At 75.2% G+C, this 25633-nt stretch carries 20 protein-coding genes and 1 pseudogene; 7 read left to right on the top strand and 14 right to left on the bottom strand.

Translation table 11 applies throughout. The features are described from left to right. Positions 1 to 23: 23 nt before the first annotated feature. The 5 genes from ACIP5O_RS08745 to ACIP5O_RS08725 all read right to left on the bottom strand — a co-directional run bounded on the left by ACIP5O_RS08745 (position 24) and on the right by ACIP5O_RS08725 (position 4795). A complete protein-coding gene (locus tag ACIP5O_RS08745; RefSeq protein WP_401290255.1) occupies positions 24 to 617 on the bottom strand; it encodes a TetR/AcrR family transcriptional regulator in 594 nt (197 codons plus the stop codon). 104 nt (positions 618 to 721) lie between these two features. Beyond that, on the bottom strand, positions 722 to 1849 hold the full coding sequence (locus ACIP5O_RS08740; RefSeq protein WP_401290252.1) for an LLM class flavin-dependent oxidoreductase: 1128 nt from the start codon (positions 1847 to 1849) through the stop codon (positions 722 to 724). A 339-nt stretch (positions 1850 to 2188) separates the two neighbouring features. Further along, entirely contained in the window at positions 2189 to 2764 is a 576-nt protein-coding gene (locus tag ACIP5O_RS08735) for an exonuclease domain-containing protein (RefSeq protein ID WP_401290250.1), read from the bottom strand. 54 nt (positions 2765 to 2818) lie between these two features. After that, complete coding sequence (locus tag ACIP5O_RS08730; protein WP_401290247.1) at positions 2819 to 3490, bottom strand: GntR family transcriptional regulator; 672 nt, start codon at positions 3488 to 3490, stop codon at positions 2819 to 2821. 111 nt (positions 3491 to 3601) lie between these two features. Next, positions 3602 to 4795 (bottom strand): CaiB/BaiF CoA transferase family protein, encoded by a 1194-nt coding sequence (locus ACIP5O_RS08725; protein ID WP_401290246.1) that lies wholly within the window; start codon positions 4793 to 4795, stop codon positions 3602 to 3604. Positions 4796 to 5007: 212 nt separating this feature from the next. Here ACIP5O_RS08725 and ACIP5O_RS08720 point away from each other — a divergent pair, with 212 nt between their 5' ends. Continuing rightward, on the top strand, positions 5008 to 6189 hold the full coding sequence (locus ACIP5O_RS08720; protein ID WP_401290243.1) for an acyl-CoA dehydrogenase family protein: 1182 nt from the start codon (positions 5008 to 5010) through the stop codon (positions 6187 to 6189). A gap of 91 nt (positions 6190 to 6280) precedes the next feature. On the opposite strand, the gene ACIP5O_RS08715 is transcribed toward ACIP5O_RS08720, so the two are convergent. Together ACIP5O_RS08715 and ACIP5O_RS08710 are read right to left on the bottom strand one after the other, a co-directional pair. Then, positions 6281 to 6784 (bottom strand): FBP domain-containing protein, encoded by a 504-nt coding sequence (locus tag ACIP5O_RS08715; RefSeq protein ID WP_356541836.1) that lies wholly within the window; start codon positions 6782 to 6784, stop codon positions 6281 to 6283. Positions 6785 to 6879: 95 nt separating this feature from the next. After that, complete coding sequence (locus ACIP5O_RS08710) at positions 6880 to 8298, bottom strand: DUF6777 domain-containing protein (protein WP_401290239.1); 1419 nt, start codon at positions 8296 to 8298, stop codon at positions 6880 to 6882. 153 nt (positions 8299 to 8451) lie between these two features. Here ACIP5O_RS08710 and ACIP5O_RS08705 point away from each other — a divergent pair, with 153 nt between their 5' ends. Then, complete coding sequence (locus tag ACIP5O_RS08705; protein WP_401290236.1) at positions 8452 to 9825, top strand: streptophobe family protein; 1374 nt, start codon at positions 8452 to 8454, stop codon at positions 9823 to 9825. 14 nt (positions 9826 to 9839) lie between these two features. On the opposite strand, the gene ACIP5O_RS08700 is transcribed toward ACIP5O_RS08705, so the two are convergent. The 3 genes from ACIP5O_RS08700 to ACIP5O_RS08690 are packed head-to-tail and all read right to left on the bottom strand — an operon-like array spanning position 9840 to position 14558. Next, on the bottom strand, positions 9840 to 10832 hold the full coding sequence (locus ACIP5O_RS08700) for a serine/threonine-protein kinase (RefSeq protein ID WP_401290233.1): 993 nt from the start codon (positions 10830 to 10832) through the stop codon (positions 9840 to 9842). Continuing rightward, positions 10832 to 11770, bottom strand: coding sequence for a hypothetical protein (locus tag ACIP5O_RS08695; protein ID WP_401290230.1), 939 nt, complete (start codon positions 11768 to 11770; stop codon positions 10832 to 10834). The genes ACIP5O_RS08700 and ACIP5O_RS08695 overlap by 1 nt, the downstream gene beginning before the upstream one ends. A gap of 4 nt (positions 11771 to 11774) precedes the next feature. Next, entirely contained in the window at positions 11775 to 14558 is a 2784-nt protein-coding gene (locus ACIP5O_RS08690; RefSeq protein WP_401290227.1) for an FHA domain-containing protein, read from the bottom strand. Positions 14559 to 14661: 103 nt separating this feature from the next. Here ACIP5O_RS08690 and ACIP5O_RS08685 point away from each other — a divergent pair, with 103 nt between their 5' ends. Then, a complete protein-coding gene (locus ACIP5O_RS08685) occupies positions 14662 to 15318 on the top strand; it encodes a TetR/AcrR family transcriptional regulator (RefSeq protein ID WP_401290226.1) in 657 nt (218 codons plus the stop codon). Here ACIP5O_RS08685 and ACIP5O_RS08680 read toward each other — a convergent pair. Further along, positions 15282 to 16088, bottom strand: coding sequence for a class II aldolase/adducin family protein (locus tag ACIP5O_RS08680; RefSeq protein ID WP_401290223.1), 807 nt, complete (start codon positions 16086 to 16088; stop codon positions 15282 to 15284). The two genes, ACIP5O_RS08685 and ACIP5O_RS08680, sit on opposite strands and share 37 nt — an antisense overlap. Before the next feature lie 187 nt (positions 16089 to 16275). Here ACIP5O_RS08680 and ACIP5O_RS08675 point away from each other — a divergent pair, with 187 nt between their 5' ends. Further along, entirely contained in the window at positions 16276 to 16929 is a 654-nt protein-coding gene (locus ACIP5O_RS08675; RefSeq protein WP_401290220.1) for a ThuA domain-containing protein, read from the top strand. A 124-nt stretch (positions 16930 to 17053) separates the two neighbouring features. After that, complete coding sequence (locus ACIP5O_RS08670) at positions 17054 to 18451, top strand: NADP-dependent succinic semialdehyde dehydrogenase (protein WP_401290217.1); 1398 nt, start codon at positions 17054 to 17056, stop codon at positions 18449 to 18451. A gap of 30 nt (positions 18452 to 18481) precedes the next feature. On the opposite strand, the gene ACIP5O_RS08665 is transcribed toward ACIP5O_RS08670, so the two are convergent. After that, positions 18482 to 20563, bottom strand: a complete 2082-nt coding sequence (locus tag ACIP5O_RS08665) for a SpoIIE family protein phosphatase (RefSeq protein ID WP_401290214.1) — start codon at positions 20561 to 20563, stop codon at positions 18482 to 18484. A gap of 152 nt (positions 20564 to 20715) precedes the next feature. Between ACIP5O_RS08665 and ACIP5O_RS08660 the strand changes: the two genes are divergently transcribed. Beyond that, entirely contained in the window at positions 20716 to 23994 is a 3279-nt protein-coding gene (locus tag ACIP5O_RS08660) for an ATP-binding protein (protein ID WP_401290211.1), read from the top strand. Positions 23995 to 24025: 31 nt separating this feature from the next. Here ACIP5O_RS08660 and ACIP5O_RS08655 read toward each other — a convergent pair whose 3' ends face one another. Continuing rightward, positions 24026 to 24889 carry a siderophore-interacting protein gene (locus ACIP5O_RS08655; RefSeq protein WP_401290209.1) on the bottom strand — a complete coding sequence of 288 codons (864 nt, stop codon included), beginning with the start codon at positions 24887 to 24889 and terminating at the stop codon, positions 24026 to 24028. 172 nt (positions 24890 to 25061) lie between these two features. On the opposite strand from ACIP5O_RS08655, the gene ACIP5O_RS08650 reads away from it, so the two are divergent. Beyond that, positions 25062 to 25262: a hypothetical protein gene (locus ACIP5O_RS08650; RefSeq protein ID WP_125666842.1), complete on the top strand. Its 201-nt coding sequence runs from the start codon at positions 25062 to 25064 to the stop codon at positions 25260 to 25262. A gap of 156 nt (positions 25263 to 25418) precedes the next feature. Here ACIP5O_RS08650 and ACIP5O_RS08645 read toward each other — a convergent pair. Continuing rightward, positions 25419 to 25633: pseudogene (locus tag ACIP5O_RS08645) on the bottom strand (nicotinate phosphoribosyltransferase); the annotation flags it as partial.

The following is a 25633-nucleotide window of genomic DNA, read 5'->3' as shown; positions in this document are numbered from 1 at the left end:
GGGCGGGAACGGCCGCGTACCCCTCAACCCTCGATCAGGGACACGAGTTGATCGGCCATCAGGTCGAGATGACCGTCCGCCGTGTGCTTGTCGCCGAGGACGAGGAACTGGAGGGTGAGGCCGTCGATCGCCGCCGCCAGGTACCGCGCGACCACCTCCACCGGCGCCTTCGGTGCGATCCCCCGCACCACGGTCACCCGCTCGACCAGGTCGGCCGCCGACGCCACGTACCGCTCGTACTGGGCCCGCGCCAGGTGCTCGAACCCCGGCTCGCGCAGCGCGTACTGGGTCAGGTCGTACGTCAGCATGTGCTCGCCGGGATGGGCGGTGACGTGGTCCCAGTACGTGCGGAGCGCGCCCCGGACGGTCTCGCGCAGGGTGGCGCCCGGCTCCACCGCCGACATCACGCGCGCCACGTAGGTGTCGGTGATCGTCTCGATCGCGGCTTCGAGGAGCGCCTGCTTGGACGCGAAGCAGTAGTGGAAGACGCTCAGCGACACCCCCGCCTCGGCGCAGATCGACCGGGTGGTGGTCCTGGCGACCCCGTCCCTGGTCATCGCCCTGATCGCCGCCTCGACCAGCTGCCTGCGTCGTTCGGCCGAAGACATCCGCGCCATGGTTCCTCCTCGCGTCCGGCGCCAGGGTAACCGCAGCCCCCGGCGCCGCGACCGGCCCGGGGAGTGCCTTCCACCGGCCCTCGGGCCGCCGCCTCCGCCGGACCTCAGGCCGCTGTCGGAGTTCGCGTCGCCGCCTCCGTGAGCGCCCGCAGCCGCGGCGCGACCTCCTCGCCGACCCGGTAGGCCTCTTCGAGGTGCGGGTAGCCGGACAGGACGAACTCGTCGACGCCGGCCCGCCCGTACTCGAAGAGCCGCCGCGCCACCTCGTCGTGCGAGCCGACCAGGGCCGTGCCCGCGCCCTCGCGGACGAGCCCGATGCCCGCCCACAGGTTGGGGGAGACGGTCAGGCTCTCGGCGGAGCCGCCGTGCAGCGCGGTCATCCGGGCCTGCCCGGTCGAGTCCATCCGGGCGAACCGCTCCTGCGAGGCGCGGACCGCCTCCGGATCGAACCCGGCCAGGATCCGGTCGGCCTCCCGCCAGGCCTCGTCGGCGGTGTCGCGGGTGATGACGTGGAGGCGGATCCCGAAGCGCAGGGTGCGCCCGGCCCGCGCCGCCTTCTCCCGCACCCGGGCGACGCGCTCGGCGACGGCGGCCGGGGGCTCGCCCCACAACAGCTGCACCTCGGCGTGGCGGGCGGCGACCTCCTCGGCCTCCGGCGACGCGCCGCCGAAGTAGAGGGGCACGGGCGACTCCACGGAGGGATCGTGCAACCGGGCGTTCTCCACCCGGACGTGACGACCCGCCAGGTCGACGGCGCCGCCGTCGAGCAGCGCCCGCACCACCTCCATGAGCTCGCCGGTCCTGACGTACCGCTCGTCCTTCGGCAGGTGGTCGCCGTACGCCCGCTGCTCGACCGGGTCGCCGCCGGTGACCACGTTCAGCGCGATCCGGTCGCCGAAGAGGCGCCGGAAGGTGTCGGCCTGCTGGGCGATCAGCGTCGGCTGGGCGAGACCGGCCCGGAACGCCACCAGGAAGCCGATCCGCTCCGTCACCGCCGCGACCGCCGAGGTCAGCACCCACGGGTCCACGCAGCCGAGCCCCACGGGCGTCAACAGCTTCGCGAAGCCGGCCTGTTCGGCCGCGCGGGCCACCTGCGCCAGATAGCCGAGGCCGGCGCCCCGGCGGGTCGCGGCGGCGGTGCGGCCCTGGACGGCGGTGACCCCGCCGGGGTCGCGGCCGTCACCGCCGGTGGGCAGGAACCAGTGCAGTACGGGGGCGACGGAAGAGGGCATGCGGGTGTACCTCGGAGGAAGTGCGGGGCGGGGGCGGGCGTACGGGACGCCCGTCGGGCGCGGGAAAGGCGGCCGGGGGGACGGGAGTCCGGGGCCGGGGTGTCGAACGCGGCGGAACCGGTCGGCGGCGGAGGTCCACCGGCGGCGCGGAGGGAGCGGGGGAGCCGGGAAGGGCTCAGCGACAGGCCGCGCGACAACGGGAGTCGACCCGACACAACATCCCCGCGACACGCAGGAGATCCACGTGGCGGCGGGAGACGAGGGCGGGATCCATGGGCGCATCCTCGCCGCGCGGACGCTCCGCCGACAAGTCTCGTCCGCCATGCGGACCACCGGGTCTCAGTGGTCGGGACCCCGGTCCTCCGGCCAGGCGCCCCGGTCGGCGATCCGCAGCACCAGGGCGGCGATGTTCCACGCGTCGTCCTCGCCCCGGTGGTGACGCCCCTCCAGGGGCAGCCCCGCGACCTCCAGGGCCTGCGCCATGCCGGGACGCCGGGTGAGCCCGTACGCCTCGGTGAAGACCGCCTTCGCGTTGGTGTGGCGCCGCCCGAAGGGGTACTGCGTGCCGGTCGCCCGGCACTGGTGGGTGAACTGCTTGCGGTCGTACTCGCCCCAGCTCGCCCAGGGCCGCCTCCCCGCCCCGTACGCGGTGGCGAGCAGTCGGCAGGCGGCGGCGAAGTCCAGACCGGTGTCGACCTCCGCCTGGGTGAGGCCGGTCAGTTCGGTGCAGAACGCGCTGACCCGCGAGCGGACCGGACGCACCAGGATCCCGTGCCGGGAGACCCGCTCCCGCGCGTCCAGGTCGACCACGGTCAGCCCGATCTCGATGATCTCGCTCGGCGCGCCGGGCGGGCGCTCGCCCTCCCAGCAGGTCGCCTCGACGTCGACGACGTTGACCAAGCCCCCGTGTTCCATGCGGACGAGCGTAGGGCGCGCCGCCGCCGGCGACACCTGCTTTTCACCGGCGGCTCAGTCCGCGTCCCGTCCCAGGACCTCGCACAGGGCCGCCACCGCGTGCGCCCGGTGCTCGTCGAGCCAGCGGACGGCCGCCTCCTCGTCGCCGTGCCGGAGCGCGGAGATCACGGCCCGGTGCTCGCGCACGGCCAGCTTCCGGTGCGGGGCGTCCGCGTAGTACAGCGAGCGGTACGCGTCGGTGGCGTCCCACAGGGTCGCGACGAGGCGCACCAGGCGCGGCATCCCGGACGCCTCGATCAGGGTGAAGTGGAAGAGCCGGTTCGCCGCCGCCATCGCGGGCACGTCCCCGTCGGCGGCGGCCCGCTCCACCTCGCGCTGGATCCCTTCGAGCGCGCCGACCGTGCCCTCCGGCATCCGCCCCACGGCCAGGCGGACCGCCTCCGTCTCCAGGAGCTCCCGGATCCGGTAGATCTCCTCCAGGTCGCCGAGCGAGAGCTCCGCGACGAAGTAGCCCCTGTGTATGTGATGGACCACCAGGCCCTCGGCCTCCAGGGCCTTGAGGGCCTCGCGCAGCGGCACCCGGCTCACCTCGAACCGCGCCGCGAGGGCGTCCTGGCGGATCTGGTCGCCCGGCCTGAGCTCCCCGGTGGTGATGGCGCGCCGCAGTTCCTCCAGGACGAACTGCTGGGCGGTCTGCGGCCGCCGCTTCTGCACCGCGCTGCTCATCCCCTGTGACCTTCCGTTCCTCGTGCCGCCGCTCCGGGGGAGCGTCCCGCCGGCGGATCGCTCCTCCGGCGGTGACCATCTTCCTACGGATCTTCCGGATCTTCCCCCGGGTCAGGGCGTGCCCGCGGTCCGTCCCTCCGCGCCGAGCACGGCGTCCGTGTGCTCGCCGAGGCGCGGGGGAGCGGCCCGGTAGGAGGGCGGGGTGGCGCCGAGCCGGATCGGGTTGGCGACCTGGCCGGGACCGGCCGCGGACTCGGGGACGCGCGGATCGAGCCCCAGCCGGTCGGCCAGGTCGAAGGCGGCCGCCAGGTCGTTGATGGGGCCGCAGGGCACGCCGGCCGCCGTCAGCTCCTCGAACCAGCCGTCGGCGGTACGGCCGCCGAGCGGCCCGGCGAGGGCCTCCGCCAGCTCCTCCCGGTGGGCCACCCGGGCCGCGTTGGTCGCGAAGCGGACGTCCCCGGCCAGCTCCGGCAGGCCGAGCCGCTCGCACAGCGTCCGGAACTGCCGGTCGTTGCCCACCGCCAGGACCAGCGGCCGGTCCTCCGCCTCGAACACCTCGTACGGGGTGATGCTCGGGTGCCGGTTGCCCATCGCGCGCGGCACGACCCCCGCCCCCAGGTGCGCGGCGGCCTGGTTGGTGAGCGCGGAGAGCAGGGAGCCGAGCAGCGAGACCTCCACGCGCTGGCCCTCGCCGGTGCGCTCCCGGTGCCGGAGCGCGGCGAGCACGCCCATGCCCGCGTGCAGACCGGTGACGACGTCGACCAGGGCGACCCCCGTCTTCGTCCCCGGACCGTCCGGCTCGCCCGTCACGCTCATCAGACCGCCCATGGCCTGGACGAGCAGGTCGTACCCCGGGAGCCGGGCGCCCTCCGCGGTCCCGAAACCGGTCACCGAGCAGTAGACGAGCCCCGGGTTCGTCGCCCGCACCTCCTCGTGGCCGAGGCCCAGCCGCTCCATCGTGCCGGGACGGAAGTTCTCCACCAGGACGTCCGCCCGGTCCACGATCGCGCGCGCCGCCGCCAGGTCCCCGGGATCCGTCAGATCGAGCGACACGGAGCGCTTGTTCCGGTTCACCCCGAGGAAGTACGTGGCCTCCCCGCCCGCGAACGGCGGCCCCCACGCGCGCGTGTCGTCGCCGGACCCCGGCCGCTCGATCTTGATCACGTCCGCGCCCAGGTCGGCGAGGAGCATCGTCATGTACGGCCCGGCGAGGACCCGGCCGAAGTCCGCGACGACGATCCCGGACAGGGCGCCGGGCGCGGTGTCGGGCGCGGTGTCGGACGGGCCCGGTCGGTCTGCGCGCATTCCGCTCTCCTCGGGATCGGCGGCCGAACATCGGATCCAATGCATCGGATCCAATGCATGGGATCCAATGCATTGGATTCGGATATTGGATCCAGTCCACCGGACCGTAGGGCCCGGACGACGGATTTTCAATACTGGATCCAATATCCGATGTCCGGCTACGCTTCGGCACGCCGAGTCGTCGCCAGTCGCCCACCGCCAGGAGGCCGTCCGTGAAGTCGTCGTCCACCCCCGTCCACCCCTTCGACCTGCTCGCCCTCGACGGGCTCCTGACCGACGAGGAGCGTGAGATCCGGCGCACCGTGCGCGCCGTCGCCGACCGCGAGCTGCGGCCGCACGTCGCCGGCTGGTTCGAGAAGGGCGAGATCCCCGCCCGCGAGCTCGCCCGCACCCTCGGCGGCACCGGCGTGCTCGGCATGCACCTGGAGGGGTACGGCTGCGCGGGCACCAACTCCGTCGCGTACGGCCTGGCCTGTCTGGAGCTGGAGGCCGTCGACTCGGGGCTGCGCTCCCTCGTCTCGGTGCAGGGATCCCTCGCCATGTACGCGATCTGGAAGTACGGCTCGGAGGAGCAGAAGCAGCGGTGGCTGCCGAAGATGGCGGCGGGCGAGTACATCGGCTGCTTCGGCCTCACCGAGCCGGACGCCGGTTCGGACCCCGGCGCCATGCGGACCAACGCCAAGCGGGACGGCTCCGACTGGGTGCTCAACGGCACCAAGATGTGGATCACCAACGGCTCCGTCGCCGACGTGGCCGTCGTCTGGGCCCGCACCGAGGACGGCGTCCGCGGCTTCCTCGTCCCGGCCGACACCCCCGGCTTCAGCGCCCCCGAGATCAGGATGAAGCTGTCGCTCCGGGCGAGCGTCACCAGCGAACTGGTCCTGGAGGACGTACGGCTGCCGGCCGACGCGGTGCTGCCGGAGGCCCGCGGCCTCTCCGGCCCGCTCGGCTGCCTCAACGAGGCCCGCTTCGGCATCGTCTTCGGTGCGCTCGGCGCCGCCCGCGACTGCCTGGAGACGGCGATCTCCTACGCCCGGGACCGCACCGTCTTCGCCCGCTCCCTCGCCTCGTACCAGCTGACGCAGCAGAAGCTCGCGGACATGTCCGTCGAACTCGGCAAGGGCATGCTCCTCGCCCTCCACCTGGGCCGCCTGAAGGACGCGGGCGCGCTCACCCCCGAACAGGTCAGCGTCGGCAAGCTGAACAACGTGCGCGAGGCGATCGCGATCGCCCGCGAGTGCCGCACGATCCTGGGCGCCAACGGCATCACCCTGGAGTACCCGGTCCTGCGCCACGCCAACAACCTGGAGTCGGTGCTCACCTACGAGGGCACGAGCGAGGTCCACTCCCTGGTCATCGGCAAGGCGCTCACCGGCGAGCAGGCGTTCCGCTGAGCCGTCCGCCGAGCCGGTCGCCGGGGCTTCCGCCGAGCCGGTCGCCGGGCTGCGCGCCTAGCCGTCCCGGCCGCCCGGCCGCGGCGGGCCCTCAGCCCGCCGTGACCCGCCGGACGAAGGCGTCGAGGTTGGCCGTCGTACGGGCGATCTGCTCGTCGAGGGTGAGGGACTCCTCCTGGCGCCGGCCGCGCAGCTTCGGCTGCCGCTTGCCCCGGACGTAGAGGGAGCAGGCGAGGTCGGCGCAGAGGTAGATCCCGACCGTGTTCCCCTCGCGGCCGCGGCTCCCGGCGAGCGGCGCCACGAGGAGCGTCACGCCCGAGGAGGCGTGCCCGGTCAGGCAGATCTGGCACATGCTCGACTTCACGGCGCTGGTCCGGCCGGCGGCCGGGACCCGCAGGGACACCCCGAGCGGCCCGTCCTCGTGCGGGACGACCAGGTGCGCGCGCAGCGGCGCGCCCGGGTCGACCCAGCCGAGGAAGTCCAGGTCGCCCCAGGGGAGCTCGGCGAAGTCGAGCGGCAGCTTGAGCCGGGCCGCCTCGCCCTTGGTGCAGTTCACGAAGGACGAGCGGATCTGTTTGTCGGTCAGCGGTTCCACCCGGTGGACCGTACACGCGTCGTTCCGGACGGGCATCCGAATAAGACGGTGCCCCGAGGGGCCGGCCTGGGAGGTGGGGCGGGCGGCCGCCCGGCTCAGGCCGGGGCGGCCGGGGCCGGGGCGGGAGGTGACGCCGGGTCGCCCACCGAGCCGCTCGTGTTCGGGTCCGCCGGGGTGTCGCCCGGCGTGTCGGCCGGGCCGTCCGGCGCCGGGCCCGAGTTCGGGGCCGAGGATTCGGGCGGGGCCGGCGGCTCGGGCGGTGCCGAGGAACCCGGCTGCGGCGAGTCCGGCTGCGGTGATTCCGGCTGGGGCGAGTCGGGTCGGGGCGACGAGTCCGGCGGCGGGGACGAGTCCGGAGGCGCGGACGAGTCGGACGGCGTGTCCGGCGAGGACGTCGACGGGCCGGAGGAGGTGTTGTCGGAGGGGCAGGGCGACGCGCCCGGCGGACACGGTGCCGGGGAGGTCGAGGTCGGCGGCGAGGTCGGCTCGTCCCGGTCGCCGGTGTCGCCGTGCTTCCGCGCGAACCAGTCGCCGTCCTCGGGGTCGTACACCACGAAGACGTTCACGACCGTCGGGGCGGGCGCGACGGCGACCACCTGGTTCGCGTCGTAGCCCTGCCAGGGGGTGCCCGTCGTCCGGGGGTTCTTCTGCGGCACCGGTTCGGTCAGCGGGTTGCCGCAGGCGCAACGCACCCGGGGCACGCCCCGGTCGTCGACCAGGACCGCCGTGCCGGACTGGAGGACCGCCTGGTACGCGGTGGCGGAGCCGTCCTTGAAGCCGTGGTTCGTCACCCGGGTGTCGGCCCGGAGCTGGAGCGGGGTGAGGGAGCGCAGGTAGCCGGGCACCTCGTTCGCCGAGACGCGCAGGACCGAGGCGAAGGCCGCGTTCTTCGCGGGCTCGCCGGAGAGGTAGCGCACCTGCTGCTCCACGTCGCAGCTCGCCACCGACTTCGTCCCGCCGTAGAGGCCGGGTGCGGCGCCCGACACCCGGGGCGTGGCGGCTTCCGCGGAACCGGTGCGGGGCGGCAGCGAGGGCGGCGGGGCGGAGCCGGTGGAACGGGCCGTAGACCGGGTGAACGGGTCCGGGCCGGCCGCGGAGGCGCTCTGCAGGAAGACCTCCCCGCCGCCGGCGTTCGTCGTGCCGCCGCCATCGCCGTCGCCGGAGCGACTGGTGAGCACGACGATCAGGGCGACGGCCGCCACGAGCACGGCGGTGAGCGAGGCGACCTTCGGGACGGAACGCCACCACGGGCCGCCGCCCTTGCCGCCGTCACCGGGATAGCGGGACGAGCCCCCGCCGTCCGAACCGCCGGACCCGCCCGAACCGCCGGAGCCCCCGGAACCGCCGGAGGGCGGTCCGGGCGGCGGCGGGGGGCCGGCGGCGTTCGGGCGGGTGCTCGGGCCCGAGAGGGGCCCCGAGGGGGGACCTGTCGGGGGAACCGACGGCGGACCGGACGGAGGGCCGGACGGCGGGTGGGAAGTCACGTTTTTCCCTTTCTTCCGTTCCGGGCCCATTGTGTGCGCCGACCGGTGCCCGCCCGCAAGCGGAGGCACCCGATCCCGCGACCCGGCCCCGGCCCGGTCCCGTGGCCCCGATCCCGTGGCCCCCGCCCCGCCCGGAGGTACGGGCGCTCCGTCCGCAAGCGCGTGCCCGTACCCGGTACTAGCGTGGTCACCGTGAGCAGCAGGCCCCCCACCTCCACGCGGCCCGCCGCGACCCCGACCGGGTCCTTCGGCCGGATCGCCCTCCAGGCCCTGGCGGCCGTGGTCGCCGGGTACCTCTCGATGGGCGTCGTCGCCGCCCTCGGCCTCCGGGCCGCGGGCGCCGCCGACCTGCCCGGCGGCTTCACCGCCGTCCTCGCCGCCGTCGTCGTGATGGCCTCGGGCGGTCAGGTCGAACTCTCCGGCGACGCCGGAGCCCTCGCCGGGACCCAGGCCCAACTGACCGCCATGCCCCTCACCGTCACCCTGGTGGGCGCACTGGTCACCGGTCACTGCTTCCTGCGCCCCCTGCGCCACCACGCGGTGACCGGCGCCCGCGAACTCCTGCTCCGCGCCGCGGCCGTCGTCGTCCTCTGGCTGATCGCCCTCGCGGGGATCTCCGCCCTCGCCCGCCACGACTTCCGGATCACCCTCGGCGGTCAGGAGACCGAGGACCCGCTCATGGACCTCTTCGGCGACCTCCTCGACTCCGTGAACCCGACCGTCGGCTTCCGCACCGCCCTCGGCCCCACGCTCCTCCACGGCCTCCTGTGGATCCTCGGCGTGCTCCTCGTCGCCCTCCTCGTCTCCCGCAGGGCCCCCCTGCCGTCCCGGCTCGTCCGCTACCAGGAGTCCGTCCGGCCCGCCGCCCACGCGATGCTCCTCCTGCTCCTCGCGTACGTGCTCGTGGGCCTGGTCGTCGGCCTCGTCGTCGCGGCGACCAAGGGCCACCCCGCCGACACCTTCGCGGTCCTCCTCCTCGGCCTGCCCAACATCACCTGGGTCGCCCTCGGCGTGGGCATCGGCGGCTCCTGGGAGGGCAGGGCGGAAGGCCCCTTCGGGCTGCCCGTGCCGCAGGTCCTCGACGCCGTCCTGCGCGACGGGAGCGGTGACGCCTCGAAGCTCTCGACCATCGACCTGTCCTCGCTCGCCGCGCAGGACGGACGGGCCTGGTGGCTGCTTCCCGTCGCCGCCGTCCTGGTCCTCGCCGCCGCCTTCGCCGCCGCCGTGCGCTCCCCGGCCCGGACCCGCCCCTGGCAGCACTCCCTGCGCCTGGGCGTCGCCTTCGCGCTCGCCATGCTGGTCGCCGCCCCGGTCACCCTCGTCGAGGCCCGCTTCGGCCTCTCGGTCCTCGGCATCGGCGAACTCGACTCGCTCGGCGGGCGGGTGCTGCTGCGCCCGCACGTCTGGGCGATCGTCGGCCTCGCGCTCCTCTGGGGCCTGGTCCTCGGCCTCCTCGGCGGCCTCCTGGCCTCCCGGGTCCACCGGAAGGGCGAGGTGGAGCCGCCGGTCCACCGCGAGGACGGCGCCGGCCCGCCGGGGCCGCCGGCCGCCCCGTAACCCCCCCCGTCGGCCTACAGCTCCCGGAACACCGGCCGCGCCCACGCGGGCGGGGCGGGCGGCGGGCCGAGCGGCTGTGATGCCCCGGCCACCGCCGGGCCCGCCTCTCCCGGGGCGCCCGACGCCAGGGCCGCGCGCAGCTGGGTGACGAACTCCAGGCAGGTCCCGTACCGCTCCTCCGGCGTCTTCGCCAGCGCCTTCGCGAAGACCGCGTCCGCCGCCCCCGGAAGCTCCGGGCGCGCCTCGGAGACGGACGGCGGCGGATCGTACTGCTGCGCCCACAGCACCGCCCAGTCGGTGTCCCGGCGGAACGGCGGCGCGCCCACCAGGGTCTCGAAGACCACGCACGCCAGGCCGTACACGTCGCACCGGCCGTCGACCGGCTTCCCCGAGATCTGCTCGGGCGCCACGTAGTCGAGGGTGCCCACGAACTCGCCCACCGTCGTGAAGCCCGTCAGGGACAGCGACTTCTTCGTCAGGCCGAAGTCGGTCAGGTACACGTGCTCCGGATGGTCGCGGTCGGTCCCCTCGGCCACCAGGATGTTGCCGGGCTTCACGTCCCGGTGCACCAGGTCGTGCGCGTGCGCCGCGTCCAGGGCCGAGGCCACCTGCACGGCGATCCGGCCCGCCTTCGCCGGCGGCAGCGGCCCCTCGCGGTGCAGCAGGGCCACCAGGTCCTGCCCCGCGACGTACCGCATGGCGATGTAGAGCACGCCCTCCGTCTCGCCCGCCTCGAAGACCGGCACGATGTGCGGGTGGTCGATCGAGGCGGCGACCCGCGACTCGTGCGCGAAGCGCTTGCGGAAGGTGTCGTTGCGGGCCAGCTCGGGGGCCAGCAGCTTCAGCGCCACCGTGCGGTCGAGCCGCAGGTCCCGCGCCCGGTACACCACCGCCATGCCGCCGCGCCCGATCTCGCCCTCCAGTCGGTAGCCGGCGACCTCCTTGCCGACGAGACCCGAGGGCCGGCCCGCCGGAAGGTCCGGGTCGGCGTGCGCCCCGCCGGCCATCAGCCCTCACCCGTCGGAGGCCGCCGCACGACCTGCGTCGGGGGTGGCGGGTCCACGGCTTCGGGTGGTTGCTCCACGACCTGTGGAGGGGGTGGCGGCTCCATCGCTTCGGGCGGTTGTTCCACGACCTGCGTCGGAGGCGGCGGGGCCACCGCCCCCGGCGGCTGTTCCGCCACCTGGGTCGGGGGCCGTTCCACCACCTGTGTCGGCGGGCGCTGCGCCGTCCCCACCGGCGGCTGCTCCACGACCTGTGTCGGCGGAGGCGGTCCGGAAGGCCCGGCCGGTTCGGGCGCCGCCCGGTCGACCGGAGACGCCACCCGCGTCGGATCGTGCCCGGCGGGCACCACCCGGGTGGGCTCGTGCCCGTCGTCCGCCGGCCTCTCCGCGGGCTTCCCGCTCGGAGTCCCCCCGACGACGGGCGGTGAAGCGGTCACCGAGGGCGCGGACCCGGCCGCGTACGTACTGAGCCCCGCGCCGTCGCAGTACACCCAGCGCTCGTGCTCCGCGTCGTACAGCCACACCGACTCGCCGTCGACCACCATGCCCACCCGCAGGCCGCGGGTCCGCAGCCGGAAGGCCTCGCCGTCGAGGCGGCCCGCGCCCAGCTCCTCGGCGGCCCGCCGGTAGCGGCCGAGGGCGTCCTCGGCGCGGGCGATCAGCGGGCGGGGGTCGGCGGTCCTGGTGAGGGGCCGGCCCGCCGCCGGCGGGTCGTCGGGGACGCTGACGAGCAGCCGCGCGTCGACCCACGCCGTCCAGCCGTTGGAGCACTGGATCCGCCCCCAGTCCCCGCTCCGCTCCTCCAGCCTCACCGGCAGGAAGGCGTCCAGGGGCGCCGTGGGGAACCCCGGGTCGGGCGCCTCCCAGGCGGGCAGGCCGTCGCGCGGCACGACGTGCGTGGGCCGGAAGTCCGGCACGTACTCGGACACGGGGACGCTCACGGACCTACCTCCGCATGACGACCGGCTCGTGGCGGCGCAGCAGCCGGGCCACGACCAGGCCGAGGACCAGACAGAGCACCACCATCATGCCCATGTCGAACAGCCAGGCCTCCGCCGTGTGCCGCATCAGCGGATCGGTGGTCTTGTCGCTCGGCGCCACCTTCCCGATGTCGATCGTCGCGCCCATCGCCGCGAACGCCCACCGCGAGGGGACGAGCCACGCCAGCTGCTCCAGGACGGGCGTGCCCCGCACGGTCAGGAGGGCCCCGCAGAAGACCACCTGCACGATGGCGAGCAGGACCAGCAGCGGCATCGTCACCTCCTCCTTGCGGACGAGGGCGGAGACGAACAGGCCGAGCATCATCGCCGTGAAGGAGAGCAGCGCGACGGCGAGGGTGATCTCCACCAGCGGGGGCATCAGGACCCCCTTGCCGCCGGGCACGTTCAGCGGCACGCCGATCAGGGCCACCAGGGTCAGGACGACCGCCTGCACGACCGTGATGAGGCCGAGGACCACCACCTTGGAGGCGAGGTACGCCGAGCGGGACAGGCCGACGGCTCTCTCGCGCCGGTAGATCGTGCGTTCCTTGACGAGTTCGCGCACGGCGTTCGCCGCGCCCGTGAGGACCCCGCCCACGCAGAGGATGAGCAGGACGTTCAGCGACGACTCGGGGTTGAGGCGGCCCTCCGACAGGGCGCGGGCCATCGCCCCCATCACGAACGGCAGCGCCACCATGATGACGATGAAGGTGCGGTCGGCGGAGAGCGCCGCCGCGTAGCGGCGCACCAGGGTCCGGAGCTGGGAGCCCCAGCTCTGCGCCTTCGGCGGCGGCGCCGGCACCTCGTCCGCGGGGGCGCTCCCGCCCAGGGGCAGGTCCGGGCCCGCCGTGGCGTCGGTGATGTACCGGCGCTGGAAGCGGGACGCGCGGTAGCCGCCGGCCCAGTCGCGGTCCCGTTCCCTCTCGAACGCCTCGAAGGCCTCCGGCCACTCCGTGAAGCCGAAGAATTCGAGGGCCTCGGAGGGCGGGCCGTAGTAGGCGACCCGGCCGCCGGGCGCGAGGACGAGCAGCCGGTCGCAGACGTCCAGGCTGAGCACGCTGTGCGTCACCACGACGACCGTGCGCCCGTCGTCGGCGAGTCCGCGCAGCATGTGCATCACGGACCGGTCCATGCCGGGGTCGAGGCCGGAGGTGGGCTCGTCGAGGAAGAGGAGGGAGGGCTTGGTGAGCAGCTCCAGGGCCACGCTCACCCGCTTGCGCTGGCCGCCGGAGAGGCTGTGGATCGGCTGGTCCGCGCGCTCCACGAGGCCGAGCTCCCGGATCACCTCGTCCACCCGGGCCTGCCGTTCCGCGCGCTCGGTGTCCTCGGGGAACCGCAGCTCGGCGGCGTACCCGAGGGCCCGGCGGACGGTGAGCTGGAGGTGCAGGATGTCGTCCTGCGGGACGAGCCCGATGCGCTGGCGCAGCTCGGCGTAGTCCCGGTACAGGTCGCGGCCGTCGTAGAGCACCGTGCCCCGGTCGGCGGGGCGCTGGCCGGTGAGGGCGTTCAGGAGCGTGGACTTCCCGGCGCCGGACGGTCCGACGACCGCGAGCAGGCACTTCTCGCCCACCGGGAACGACACCTCGTCGAGGAGGGTCTTGTGCCCGTGGTCGACGGTGACGGCGAGCGACCGCACGTCGAGGGAGACCTCGCCGGTGTCGGTGAACTCGACGAGCTGCCCGCCGATCAGGCAGAACGCGCACCGGCCGATGCCGACGATGTCCTCCGGGGTCACCCGGGCGTCGGTGACGGGCCGGCCGTTGAGGAAGGTGCCGTTGTGGCTGTCCAGGTCGTGGATCCAGTAGGTGCCGTCGGGGTGGGCGCGCAGTTCGGCGTGGTGCCGGGAGACGACGAGGTCGGGGACGACGACGTCGTTGTCGGGGGCACGGCCGATGCGGATGCCGTGGGTGGGCAGCGGCCGGACGGACGTCGGCTGCCGGAAGGTGCCGGTGGCGGCGGGGTGCGAGACGGAGGGGGGCCGGGGAGGACCGACCTCCCGCCCCGGCGCGGGCCCGGGGAAGGGCTCCTGCTCCCGTACGGGACCGGGTGCGGGCGCCGGCTCGGGACCGGGCGCCGGTGCGGGCGCCCGCTCGGGCGCGGTCCTCGGTTCCCGTACGGGTCCGGGGGCGGCTTCCGGCTCGGGCGTGGGCTCCCGTACGGGCCGGGGTGCGGGCTCGGGCTCCCGTGCGGGTTCCTCCCGCACGCGGTCTTCCGGTACGACGCGGCCTTCCGGTCCGCGCTCCGGTTCCGGCCCCGGGGCGGCCCCCCGCTCCCGTACGGCTTCGGGACCCGGCTCATGCTCCCGTACGGCTTCGGGACCCGGCTCATGCTCCCGTACGGCTTCGGGACCCGGTTCCCGTCCCCGTACGTGCTCGGGCTCGGGTTCCCGTACCGGCGGAGGCGGCGGCTGTGCCGGGCGGGCGCGGGCGCCGGTCGAGAGGACGGCGCGCGGGCCGTCCTCCGGGTGTCCGAACCGCACGACGGTCCCGGCGCCGACCTCCCGCGAACGGGCCAGCTTCCGGCCGTCCGTGAAGGTGCCGTTCGTACTGTCCTCGTCGGTCAGGGTCCACCGGCCGGCCGAGGCGCTGAGCACCGCGTGGTGCCAGGACGCCCGGGCGTCCGAGAGGACGATGTCGCTGGCGGGGTCCCGTCCGATGCGGTAGACGCGGCTCGGATCCATGAGCGTCGCGTCCCCGTCGATCTCGAGGACCAGGTCGGACGCCGCAGACGCGGCCGGCCGCTCTCCCATGTCTCGAATTTTATCCGCCGGAGCTGATCCCCGCCCGGCCGGGAGGCGCCGGTAGGGTGGGCGTCCGCCGCGGGAAGCGGCCCGGACGAACTGGAGGACCCCCGTGCCGAAAGGCGTCACCAAGCGGCGGCCCCGCACCCGCGCGGCGCTCCTGAGGGCCGCCCTGGAGACCTTCGCCGAGCACGGCTTCCACGCGACGACGATCGAGCAGATCTGCGAGCGCGCCGGCTACACGCGGGGCGCGTACTACTCGAACTTCGCGAGCAAGGAGGAGCTCTTCCTCGCCCTCTTCGACGAGCACAGCGACCGGACGGTGCGGCGGCTCGCCGCGTCGATCGACGCGCTGACGGCCGAGGAGTACACCCTGGCCCGGCTCGCGGAGCTGGCCTCCCGGGTGGAGCCGGACGAGCGGGACTGGTACCTGGTGACCACCGAGTTCACCCTGCACGCCATCCGGGACCCGCAGGCCGCCTGGGTGCTCGCGCGCCACGACGAGCGGCTGCGGACGGAGATGGCCCGCGGCCTCACGCTCGTCCTGCGGCGGGCCGGACGCGAACTGACCGTGGACGCCGACCGGTTCGCGCGCCTGCTCATCGCCCTGCGCGAGGGCGGCCTGGCGCAGAGCTACGTGGAGCCGGACGCGCTGCCGCCGGGCAGTCTGGAGCGCCAGTTCCTCCCCGCGCTTCTGGAGGCCTCGACGCGCGAAGTGCCGGAATCCGGGGGTCAGTCGAAGAGGTCCGGGTCGGACGCGGTGATCTGATCCCACAGCGGGCGCGCCTGGAACCAGCCGGCCAGGTGCCCGCCGATCTGCCCGCGCGTGAGCAGCGCGGTCTCCCGGTCGATGGACTGAGGGGTGCCCGCGGCCATCGCGAGGAGCTGGGCCTGGCAGGAGCGCTCCATGGTGACGAACCACCAGACGGCCTCGGCGACGGAGTGCCCGACCGTGAGGAGACCGTGGTTCTTGAGGATCACCGCCTTGTACGCGCCGAGGGCCTTGGCGACATGCTCGCCCTCCTCGGTCTCGTTCACCACGCCCCGGTAGTCGTCGTAGATCCCGTGGTCCTCGAAGAACGCGCAGGCGTCCTGGGTGATCGGGTCGAGCGGGACGCCCAGGCTGGAGAAGGCCTTGCCGTACAGGGAGTGGGAGTGCGCGGCGGCGACCGCGTCGGGCCGGGCGGCGTGGACCCGCGAGTGGATGACGAAGGCGGCCCGGTTCACGGGCCGGCGTCCTTCGAGGACGACCCCCTCGTGGTCGACCAGGATCAGGTCGGAGGCCTTGATCTGGGTGAAGCTCATCCCGAACGGGTTGACCCAGAAGGCGTTCGGGTCGCCGGGGTCGCGGACGGTGATGTGCCCGGCGACCCCCTCGGAGAAGCCGAACCGCCCGAAGATCCGGAACCCGGCGGCCAGTTGCTCCTTGCGGTACCGCCGCTCCTCCTCGACGCTCTCGAAGGCGGGCGGCAGCGGCAGGACGGCCCCGTCGGGCAGCGGTCCGACGGCGGCGGCGAGCGCGGGCGGCACGGTGCTCATGGCGGGCCCTCCGGGAAACGGGTGACAGGGGACGGGCGGGGACGGCGCGCCAAAAGATACAGACGCGTATCCGATACGGCAACGGATCGGACCGTGCCTTGCGAACCGCGCTCCCCGGTGGCTACGTTCGGAACACACGGGGAAAGCGCTTTCCCTCCTTCCGCCCTCCTCCTCCGGAGTACACCGCGTGCCCACCGCAGACGTCCTGATCTACACCCGCACCGCCGGGTACCGCCACGAGTCCGTCCCCGACGGTGCCGCCGCGCTCGCGGAGTTGGCGGGGGAGCTGGGGCGGACGGCCGAGACCACCGAGGACCCGGACGCCTTCACGCCCGAGCGGCTCGCCCGGTGCGCCGTCGTCGTCCTGCTCTCCACGACCGGGAACGTCCTGACGCCCGAGGGGCGCACCGCCTTCGAGGCCTACCTGCGGGGCGGCGGCTCCCTCCTCGCCGTGCACGCGGCGGCCAACGCCGAGCCCGACTGGCCCTTCTACGGGGACCTGCTCGGCACCCGCTTCGACGGCCACCCCGAGGTCCAGCCCGGCACCGTCCTCGTGGGCGCCGGGGACCACCCGGCGACCGCCCCGCTCCCGGCCCGCTGGGAGTGGACGGACGAGTGGTACAACTTCACCTCCGCCCCCCGGGGCGTGCGGGTCCTGGCCCGGGCCGACGAGACCTCGTACCGCGGCGGCGCCCACGGCGACGACCACCCGCTCGTCTGGTGCCGGGAGGTCGACCGGGGGCGCGTCCTCTTCACCGCCCTCGGGCACGCCCCGGAGACGTACCGCGACCCGCTCTTCCGGGCCCACCTCGCCGGCGCCCTGACCTGGCTGACCGCCTGAACGGCCGGGACCGCCCGCCCGGGGCCCGCCCGGGTCACCCCGCCGTCCCGCCCCTGTTGCGCCGCGCCGCTCTTCACGGGAGGTTGGTGTCGGACGGGGGCCGACGCAGGAGGAGACAGAGGCCATGGGCATCGCCACCGTGAACCCCGCCACCGGCGAGACGCTGCGCACCTACGAGGCCCACGGGCCCGAGGAGGTCGAGCGCCGCGTCGCCGCCGCGCACGAGACGTTCCGCCGGTACCGCACCACCTCCTTCGCCGAACGCGCCCGCCTCCTGCGCGCCGCCGCGAGCCTCCTCGACGAGGACACCGAGGACATCGCGCGCACCATGACGATCGAGATGGGCAAGCCGATCGCCGCCGCCCGCGCGGAGGCCGCCAAGTGCGCCAAGGCCATGCGCTGGTACGCGCGCCACGGCGAGGAGCTCCTCGCCGACGAGCACCCGGCGGAGAGCGACGTCCAGGACTCCGGCGCGGACACGGCCCGCGTCCACTACCGGCCCCTCGGCCCCGTCCTCGCCGTCATGCCGTGGAACTTCCCGCTCTGGCAGGTGGTCCGCTTCGCCGCGCCCGCCCTCATGGCGGGGAACACGGGCCTCCTCAAGCACGCCTCCAACGTGCCGCAGACCGCCCTCTACCTGGGCGACCTCTTCCGCCGCGCCGGATTCCCCGAGGGCTGCTTCCAGACCCTCCTCATCGGCTCCCGCGAGGTCGAGGGCGTCCTGCGCGACCCCCGCGTGGTGGCCGCCACGCTCACCGGCAGCGAACCGGCCGGCCGGGCCGTCGCCTCCGTCGCGGGCGACGAGATCAAGAAGACCGTCCTGGAGCTCGGCGGCAGCGACCCGTACATCGTGATGCCCTCCGCCGACGTCGTCGCGGCCGTGAAGACCGCCGTCACCGCCCGCGTCCAGAACAACGGCCAGTCCTGCATCGCCGCCAAGCGGTTCATCGTCCACCGGAACGTGTACGACGACTTCTCCGAGCGCTTCACCGCCGCCATGAACGCCCTCACCGTCGGCGACCCCCTCGACGAGTCCACCGACGTCGGCCCCCTCGCCACCGAGCAGGGCCGCGCCGACCTGGAGGAGCTCGTCGACGACGCCGTGGAGCGGGGCGCCACCGCCCTCTGCGGCGGCCACCGGCCCGAGGCCGAGGAGCTGCGGAACGGCTGGTACTACCGGCCCACCGTCCTCACCGGCATCACCCCCGAGATGCGGATCCACCGCGAGGAGGCCTTCGGCCCCGTCGCCACCGTCTACCCGGTCGGTGACGTCGAGGAGGCCGTGGCCGTCGCCAACGACTCGCCGTTCGGCCTCAGTTCCAACGTCTGGACCCGCTCCCAGGAGGAGGTCGCCCTCTTCGTCCGCGACCTGGAGGCCGGCGGCGTCTTCGTCAACGGCATGACCGCCTCCCACCCCGCGCTCCCCTTCGGCGGGGTCAAGCGCTCCGGGTACGGCCGCGAGCTCGCCGGCCACGGCATCCGCGAGTTCTGCAACGCGACCACGGTCTGGCAGCGCGCCTGACCCCGCCCGGGCCCTCCTCCCGCGGAGGGCTCACCCGCCGGGAGCGGCGTCCGCCGGCACCTGCGCCGGGCCGATCTCGCACCACACCGCCTTGCCCTCGCCGCGCGGCTCGACCCCCCACCGGGAGGCCAGCGCGTCGAGCAGGAGCAGCCCGCGCCCCGACGTGGCCGCCTCGCCCGGGGTGCGGCGCCGGGGCCAGGCGCTCGACCGGTCCTGCACCGACAGGCGCACCCGCCGCACCGGCTCCGGCAGCACCTCCAGGGTCAGCACCGCGCCCCCCTCCGTGTGCAGCAGCACGTTGACGAGCAGCTCGCCCGTCAGCAGCTCGGCGTCGTCGGCCAGTTCCCGCATGCCCCAGTCGCGCAGCGCCTGCCCCACCGCCGCCCGCGCGTCCGACAGGCCCTGCGGATCGGCCTGGTGGATGTACTGGTGGATGCGCGGCGCCTTGGGCGTGCCCGGGTCCGGGCTGCGCCGCAGCACCAGGAGGGCCACGTCGTCGCCCGAACCCCACCGCTCCCACAGGCGGTCGGAGAGGTGGTCGGCGAGCGCCTCGGCCTGCGGCGGACCACTGGCGATCGCCCCGGCGAGCGCGGCGAGGCCGGACGAGATGTCCGAGTCGGGCTGCTCGACGAGCCCGTCCGTGCAGAGCACCAGGGTCTCCCCGGGCACCAGGTCGAGCCGCGTCTCCGGGAACTCCTCGTCCCCGAACACGGTCGCCAGGCCCAGCGGGAGCCCGCCCCGCAACTTGGGCTGTCCCACCCGGCCGTCGTTGTGCCGGATCAGCGGATCCAGGTGCCCGGCCCGCACCGCGCGCAGGGTGCCGCTCGCCAGGTCCACCTGCGCGTACGTGCAGGTCGCGAAGCGGTTCGTGTCCAGCTCGGCGAGGAAACGGGAGGCCCGGGCCAGCACCGTCGAAGGGGCGTGCCCCTCACCCGCGTACGCCCGCAGCGCGATCCGCAACTGGCCCATGATGGCCGCCGCGTGCGTGTCGTGGCCCTGGACGTCGCCCACGACGATCCCGACCCGGCTGCGCGGCAGCGGGATCACGTCGTACCAGTCGCCGCCGACCTGCCGTCCGCTCCACGCCGCGTGGTAGCGGACGGCGATCTCCCCGCCGGTGATCTCCGGGATCCGGCGCGGCAGCATCGCCGCCTGGAGCCCGGTCGCGAGCTCCCGCTCCTCGTCGAAGAGCATCGCCCGCTGGAGCGACTGGGCGACGATCGCCGCGAGCCCCAGGGCCAGGTTCCGCTCGTCGGGGTTGAACGAGGTGCGGCCCCGGTAGAACAGGGCCATCCCGCCCAGCGAGCGCGCCTGCGCGACCAGCGGCAGGTAGCAGGCGGCCCGGAAGTCGAGCCGGGGCAGATACGGGGCGAGTTCGGGGAAGTCCCGCCCCAGCGAGGGGAAGGACGACACGAACCGGGGCCGGCCGCTCAGCACCGCCTCGGCCAGCGGCAGCCGCCGGTCGAGCCGCCGGTTGCGCAGGCCGTCGAGCACGTCGAGGGACTCGCCGCTCAGCGCGATGATGTTCAGCGAGCCGTTCTCCACGAGCCCCAGCGCGAGGCCGTCCGCGCCGAGCCGCGCGAGCCCGCCCGGACCGGTCAGGGCCGCCGTCACGTCGTCCACGGTCACCGCGCGCGACAGCGCGTTCGTCGTCCGCTCGACGATGTTCGTCTGGACCTCGCGCCGCTTCTCCAGGTCCCGGACGAAGGCGAAGTGCATCACCTCGGCGGTCGTGTCCCGCACGACGCCGACGATCCGCCGGGCCCGCCCGTCCGGCGAGCGCAGGATCCGCGCCTGCACGTGCGTCCAGTGGGGTGGGCCGTCGTCCTGGGGGATGGGGAAGTGCGCGGTGTACGAGGCCGCGCCGCTCTTGACCGCCTCGCGCACGACGCCCCGGAGCTTGACCCGCTCCTCGGGGGCGAGGCGTGCGACGAGCGACTCGGGGCGCCCGTCGAAGGCGTCCGGGGTCACACCGAAGACCAGCAGCCCGGACTCGTCGGCATCGATGCTGCCCGTGTCGAGATCCCAGTCGAAGCTGCCGGTCCGGTTCATGGCGAGCCACTCGGCGGGCCCGATCTCGCCACTGCGCGTACGCGGGTCGTCATCGGTCATCCCCCCCATTGTCGAACCCGCACCCCGGCGACGCCATGGCGGTGACACGGCGTGGCGCGAGTTCGCCGCGGAGGAACGCGGACGGACCGGGGGCGGGCGGACCCCGCGGGGGACGGGAGCGGCCCGGGGGACCGACGGGGCAGAATGGGCCGGTGCAGCCGTCCTACCGCGTCCTCGGTCCGTGCCGGGCCCTGCGTGCCGGCGACGGGACGGAGGCCGTCCTGAGCGGCGGCAGGCTCCGGGCCCTGCTCGCCGCCCTCGCGGCGGCCGGCGGACGCGCGGTGGACCCGGGCGCGCTGATCGAGCAGGTCTGGGCCGACGCGGACCCGGCCGACGACCGGGACCGAGCGGCCGCGCTCCAGGCCCTCGTCGGCCGGCTGCGCCGGGCCCTGGGCCGGGAGGCCGTCGCCTCGGAGCCCGGCGGCTACCGCCTCGCCGCCGCCCGCGACGACGTCGACCTGTACCGCTTCGAACGGCTCGCCGCCGACGGGGCCGCCGCCCTGGCCGCCGGGGACGCCGGGCGGGCCGCCGCCCTGCTCGACGAGGCCCTCGGGCTCTGGTACGGCCCCGCCCTCGCCGACCTCCCGGGACGGGACACGGACCCCCTGGTCGTACGGGTCGAGCAGCGGCACGCGCGGGCGCGCCGCGACCGGTTCGCCGCCGACCTGGCCCTGGGACGGGCCGAGGAGGTCCTCGCGCCGCTCGCCGCCCTCGCCGCCGGACAGCCCCTCGACGAACCCCTCCAGGCCCTGCGGATCCGCGCCCTGCGGGCGGCCGGACGGCCCGCCGAGGCCCTGACGGCGTACGAGGAGGTGCGCACGGCCCTCGCGGACCGGCTCGGCACGGACCCCGGGCCCGAACTGCGCGCCCTGCACGCCGAACTCCTGGCGGACGACCGGCCCGCCACCACCGGGCGCCGGACGGGCGTCCTGCCCGCCCGCCTGAACTCCTTCGTCGGCCGCGACGCCGAACTCGGGGACCTCGTCGCCTCCTGGGGCGACCGACGGCTCCTCACCCTCACCGGCCCCGGCGGCGTCGGCAAGACACGGCTCGCCCTGGAGGCCGCCGAGACGTACGACGGGCCCGTCCACCTCGCCGAACTCGCCTCCGTACGGGACGGGTCGACGGTCGGCGCCGCCGTCCTCAGCGCGCTCGGGGCCCGCGAGACACAGCTCTGGCAGCGCCCGACCGTCCCGGACACCGCACCGAAGGACCGTTTCGCCGACCTCGTCGAGCACTGCGCGGGGCGCCGGATGCTGCTGCTCCTGGACAACTGCGAGCACGTGGTCGGCGCCGCCGCCGAGCTGGCCGAGACCCTCCTGGCCCGCTGTCCGGGGCTGCGGATCCTGGCGACGAGTCGGGAGCCGTTGGGGGTGCCGGGGGAGGTGGTGCGGCCGTTGGGTCCGTTGCCGGTGGGGATGGCGTTGCGGTTGCTGGGGGAGCGGGGGGCGGCGGCGCGGCCGGGGTTCGTGGTGGGGGACGATCGGGAGGCGGCGGAGGAGGTGTGTCGTCGTCTGGACGGGTTGCCGTTGGCGATCGAGCTGGCGGCGGCGCGGTTGCGGATGTTGTCGGTGCGGCAGATCGCGGAGCGGCTTGACGATCGTTTCCGGTTGTTGACGGCGGGGGCTCGGACGGTGCTGCCGCGTCAGCAGACGTTGCGGGCGGTGGTGGACTGGTCGTGGGATCTGCTGGAGGCTCCGGAGCGGGTGGTGCTGCGGCGGCTGGCCGTGTTCACGGGCGGGTGTGATCTGGCGGCGGCGGAGGTGGTGTGCGGCGGTGGCGGGGAGGCCGGGGACGTGCTGGACGTGCTCGGGGCGTTGGTGGACAAGTCGTTGGTGGTGGCGTCGCCGGGTGGGGCGGGGATGCGGTACCGGCTCCTGGAGACGGTGGCGGAGTACGCGCGGGAGCGGCTGGCGGAGGCGGGGGAGCGGGCGGAGGTGGAGCGGCGGCACCTGACGTACTACCGCGAACTGGCCCGGCGTACGGATCCGGAGCTGCGCGGGCCGGGGCAGGTCGCCGCCATCGCCCGCTTCGAGCGGGAGCACGACAACCTGCGCGGCGCCCTGCGGACCGCCGTGGCGCTCGGCGACGAGCAGGAGGTGCTCTGCCTCGTCCACTGCCTCGGCTGGTTCTGGCAGCTTCGCAACCACCAGGTCGACGCCCGCACCTGGGCCGTCGAGGCCGGGCGCCTCGGACCCGACCCGTTCCGGAAGCCCGTCCGGCGCGCGGAGCCGCTCGACGGGCGGTGCGCGGACGTGCCGCCGCCGTGGACCGGCGCACGCCTGTGGGAGGCCCGGCGCGGCGGCCGGCTGTACGCGCTCGCCACCGAGGGCGGCGCGGGCGCCACCGCCCTCGAACGCCCCGAGACCCGCGCCCGCCTCTCCGCCCTCGTCTCCGCGTACCGCCCCGGCCTGCCGCAGACCTGCCGGCAGCCGGGCACCATGTGGTACTTCGCCCGCCTGATGACCGGGGAACTCACCACCCTCGACGAGACCCTCACGGAGATCGTCGACGCCTGCCGCGACCGGGCCCCCGGCTGGGACCTGGGCTTCGCCCTCCTCATGCGCGCCAAGCTCGCCGGGCGCGGCGCCGACGCCGACGGGGCGCTCGCCCTCTTCGAGGCCGCCGGGGACTCCTGGGGGACCGCGGAGTCCCTCGCCGCCCGGGGCGAGGCCTACGAGCTGGAGGGCAGGCTCGCCGAGGCCGCCGCCGACTTCGAACGGGCCACGGCCGCCGCCACCCGCGTCGGCGCGCGCTCCCAGGTGCCGGTCTTCACCGCGCGCCTGGCCGCCGTACGGCTCCGGCTCCGGCCGGAGGGCGACCCGGAGGCCGAACGGCTTCTGATCGAGGCCGCCGACGCGGCGGGGAAGGGGGGCGCCGAAGCCGCCGGGGCCGCCCGGATGCTGCTCGTCCAGCACTACGCCCGCACCGGACGCACCGGCCTCGCCCGCACCCAGCTCACCCTCTTGGAGGGCGAGTTCGGAGAGGTCACCCCGGCGCTCTTCCGGGGCCTGGCCGGCGGGACGTGGGCGTGGCTCGACTGTGTGGACGGCGCGTACGACCGGGCCGTCGAACGCCTCGCCCGCGCCGTCGTGGACGTGGAGACCCTGGCCCACCTGGTCGCCCCGTACCTCGTCGTCGCCCAGTTCGGCACCGCGGCGTGGGCCCGGGGCGGGCGGGGCGGGCCGGGCGACGCCGAGGCCGGGGCGCGGTTCCTCGGCGCGTACGACGCCCATGCCGGGGCCGGCACCGGAAGCTTCCGGCCCTTCACCCCCGGGACGGAGGCCCTGATCCGCGCCCGCGCGGAGGAGGTCCTGCGCGCGGCCCTCGCCCCGGAGGCGTACGCCCGCCACTACGAGGAGGGGGCCGCCCTGTCCCTCCGGGCCGGCGCCGACCTCGTACGACAGCCCTGGACGGTTCCGGACGCCTGATCGTCGCTCCGTGCCGCCGGAGGCGTCCCGGTCAGCCGTCCGCGAGGCGCTCCCTCGCCTCCGCGAGGTCCTCCGGGGTGGGGGCGTCGTCCTGGGTGAGGCGGCGGCGCCAGTACCCGGTGAAGTGCACCGAGCGCCGGTCGGCGCCCCGCTCCTCCACGAGGTGCCGCCGCAGCCCGCGCACCGCCGAGGCCTCGCCCGCCAGCCAGGCGTACGGGCGCCCCTCCGGCAGGTCGCCGGCGCGTACGGCGTCGACCGGGGAGTCGCCGTCGCGCAGGAAGCGCACGGTGAGGTCGCCGGGCGTCGGCAGGGGCTGCTCCTCGGCCGCGTCCGGGACCTGGACGTAGGCGACGGCCCGCCGCCCCGGCGGGAGCGCGGCGACGACCGTGGCCAGGGCGGGGAACGCGCAGGCGTCGGCGTAGAGGAGGGTCCAGTCGCCGGCGCCCGGATCGACGGGGACCGCGAACTCCTCCGACGGGCCGAACATGCCGAGCACGTCCCCGGGCCGCGCCGTCCGCGCCCAGCGCGTCGCGGGCCCCTCGTCCCCTTCTCCCCCTTCACCCCCTTCGCCTCCGTGGAGGAAGAAGTCGACGTCGACGGTCCCGGCGGCCGGGTCGTGCGCCCGGAGGGTGTAGCTCCGCATCCACGGGCGCTCCGCCTCGGGGAGCGCCGCGTACGCCGCGTACCAGCGCATCGCGTCCCCGTCGGGCCCCGGGACCGGCAGGAGCGGCTCCGCCTGCCCCGGCCGGGGGAAGAACAGCTTCACCTGCTGGTCGGGTCCGGCGAGGACGAACCCGTCGAGCGACGGGCCGCCCAGCGTCACCCGGACAGTGCGGGGCGTGATCCGGCGGACGGCGGTGACGTGCGGGCGCCGCAGGGGCAGGGACGGGGGCATCGGTGGCTCCTCGTGGTCGTCGGGGCGGGGGGACCCACGCTCCCGGGAGCCGTCGACAGGGGACCGACACCGCACCGACACGGGCCGGGACCGGGTCCCCTCCGGTCCCGGATGCGTTCTCGCCGCCCGGCCACCAGAATGGCCAGTGCCGGACGAACACGTAGGAGGCGGCATGAACGCTGAGCCCGACAAGACGTCCCCGGGGGACTCCCCGACGCCCGACCGGCTGCTGCACGCCGGATCGGAGGGGGAGTTCACGGCGGAGGACCTGGTCCTCGCCTCCGGCCGTGACGTGACCCCGAAGAACCTCGCCTGGGCGGAACGCCGGATGGCGGAGAAGGGGCGCGCCTCCATGGACGAGCTCCTGCCCTAGATCCCCGCGTCGTGTCCCGTCGGCCCCGGCCCGGAGGGCGTGCGCCTTCCGGACCGGGGCCGACGCGCGTCCGGACCGGGAGCCTCCAGCCGTGGGGTTCCTCAGCCGTGGGGGACAAGGGCCACCGGGGCGTGGCGGGCGGGCCGTCTCTCACCCCTACGCCGTCCCCGCCCCGATCCTGTGCCGGACCAGGCTCGTCAGGACCGTCAGCCGGGTCGAGGCGGTGGGGGCGGGAGGCACCGGCCGCTCGATGCGTCGGGCCTCCTCCGGCAGGGCGGCGAGGTCCTGCTCGAAGTGTTCGCGGGCGGCTGCCGGGGTGTCGGGCGGGTCCGTGCGGAGCCCTCCGCGCATCACGGTCCGCAGCAGTGGTT

This window comes from Streptomyces sp. NPDC088915 (assembly GCF_044749825.1).
GTDB lineage: Bacteria > Actinomycetota > Actinomycetes > Streptomycetales > Streptomycetaceae > Streptomyces.
The sequence above is the reverse complement of the archived record's forward strand: the minus strand, read 5'-3'. Positions and strand labels throughout refer to the sequence as shown.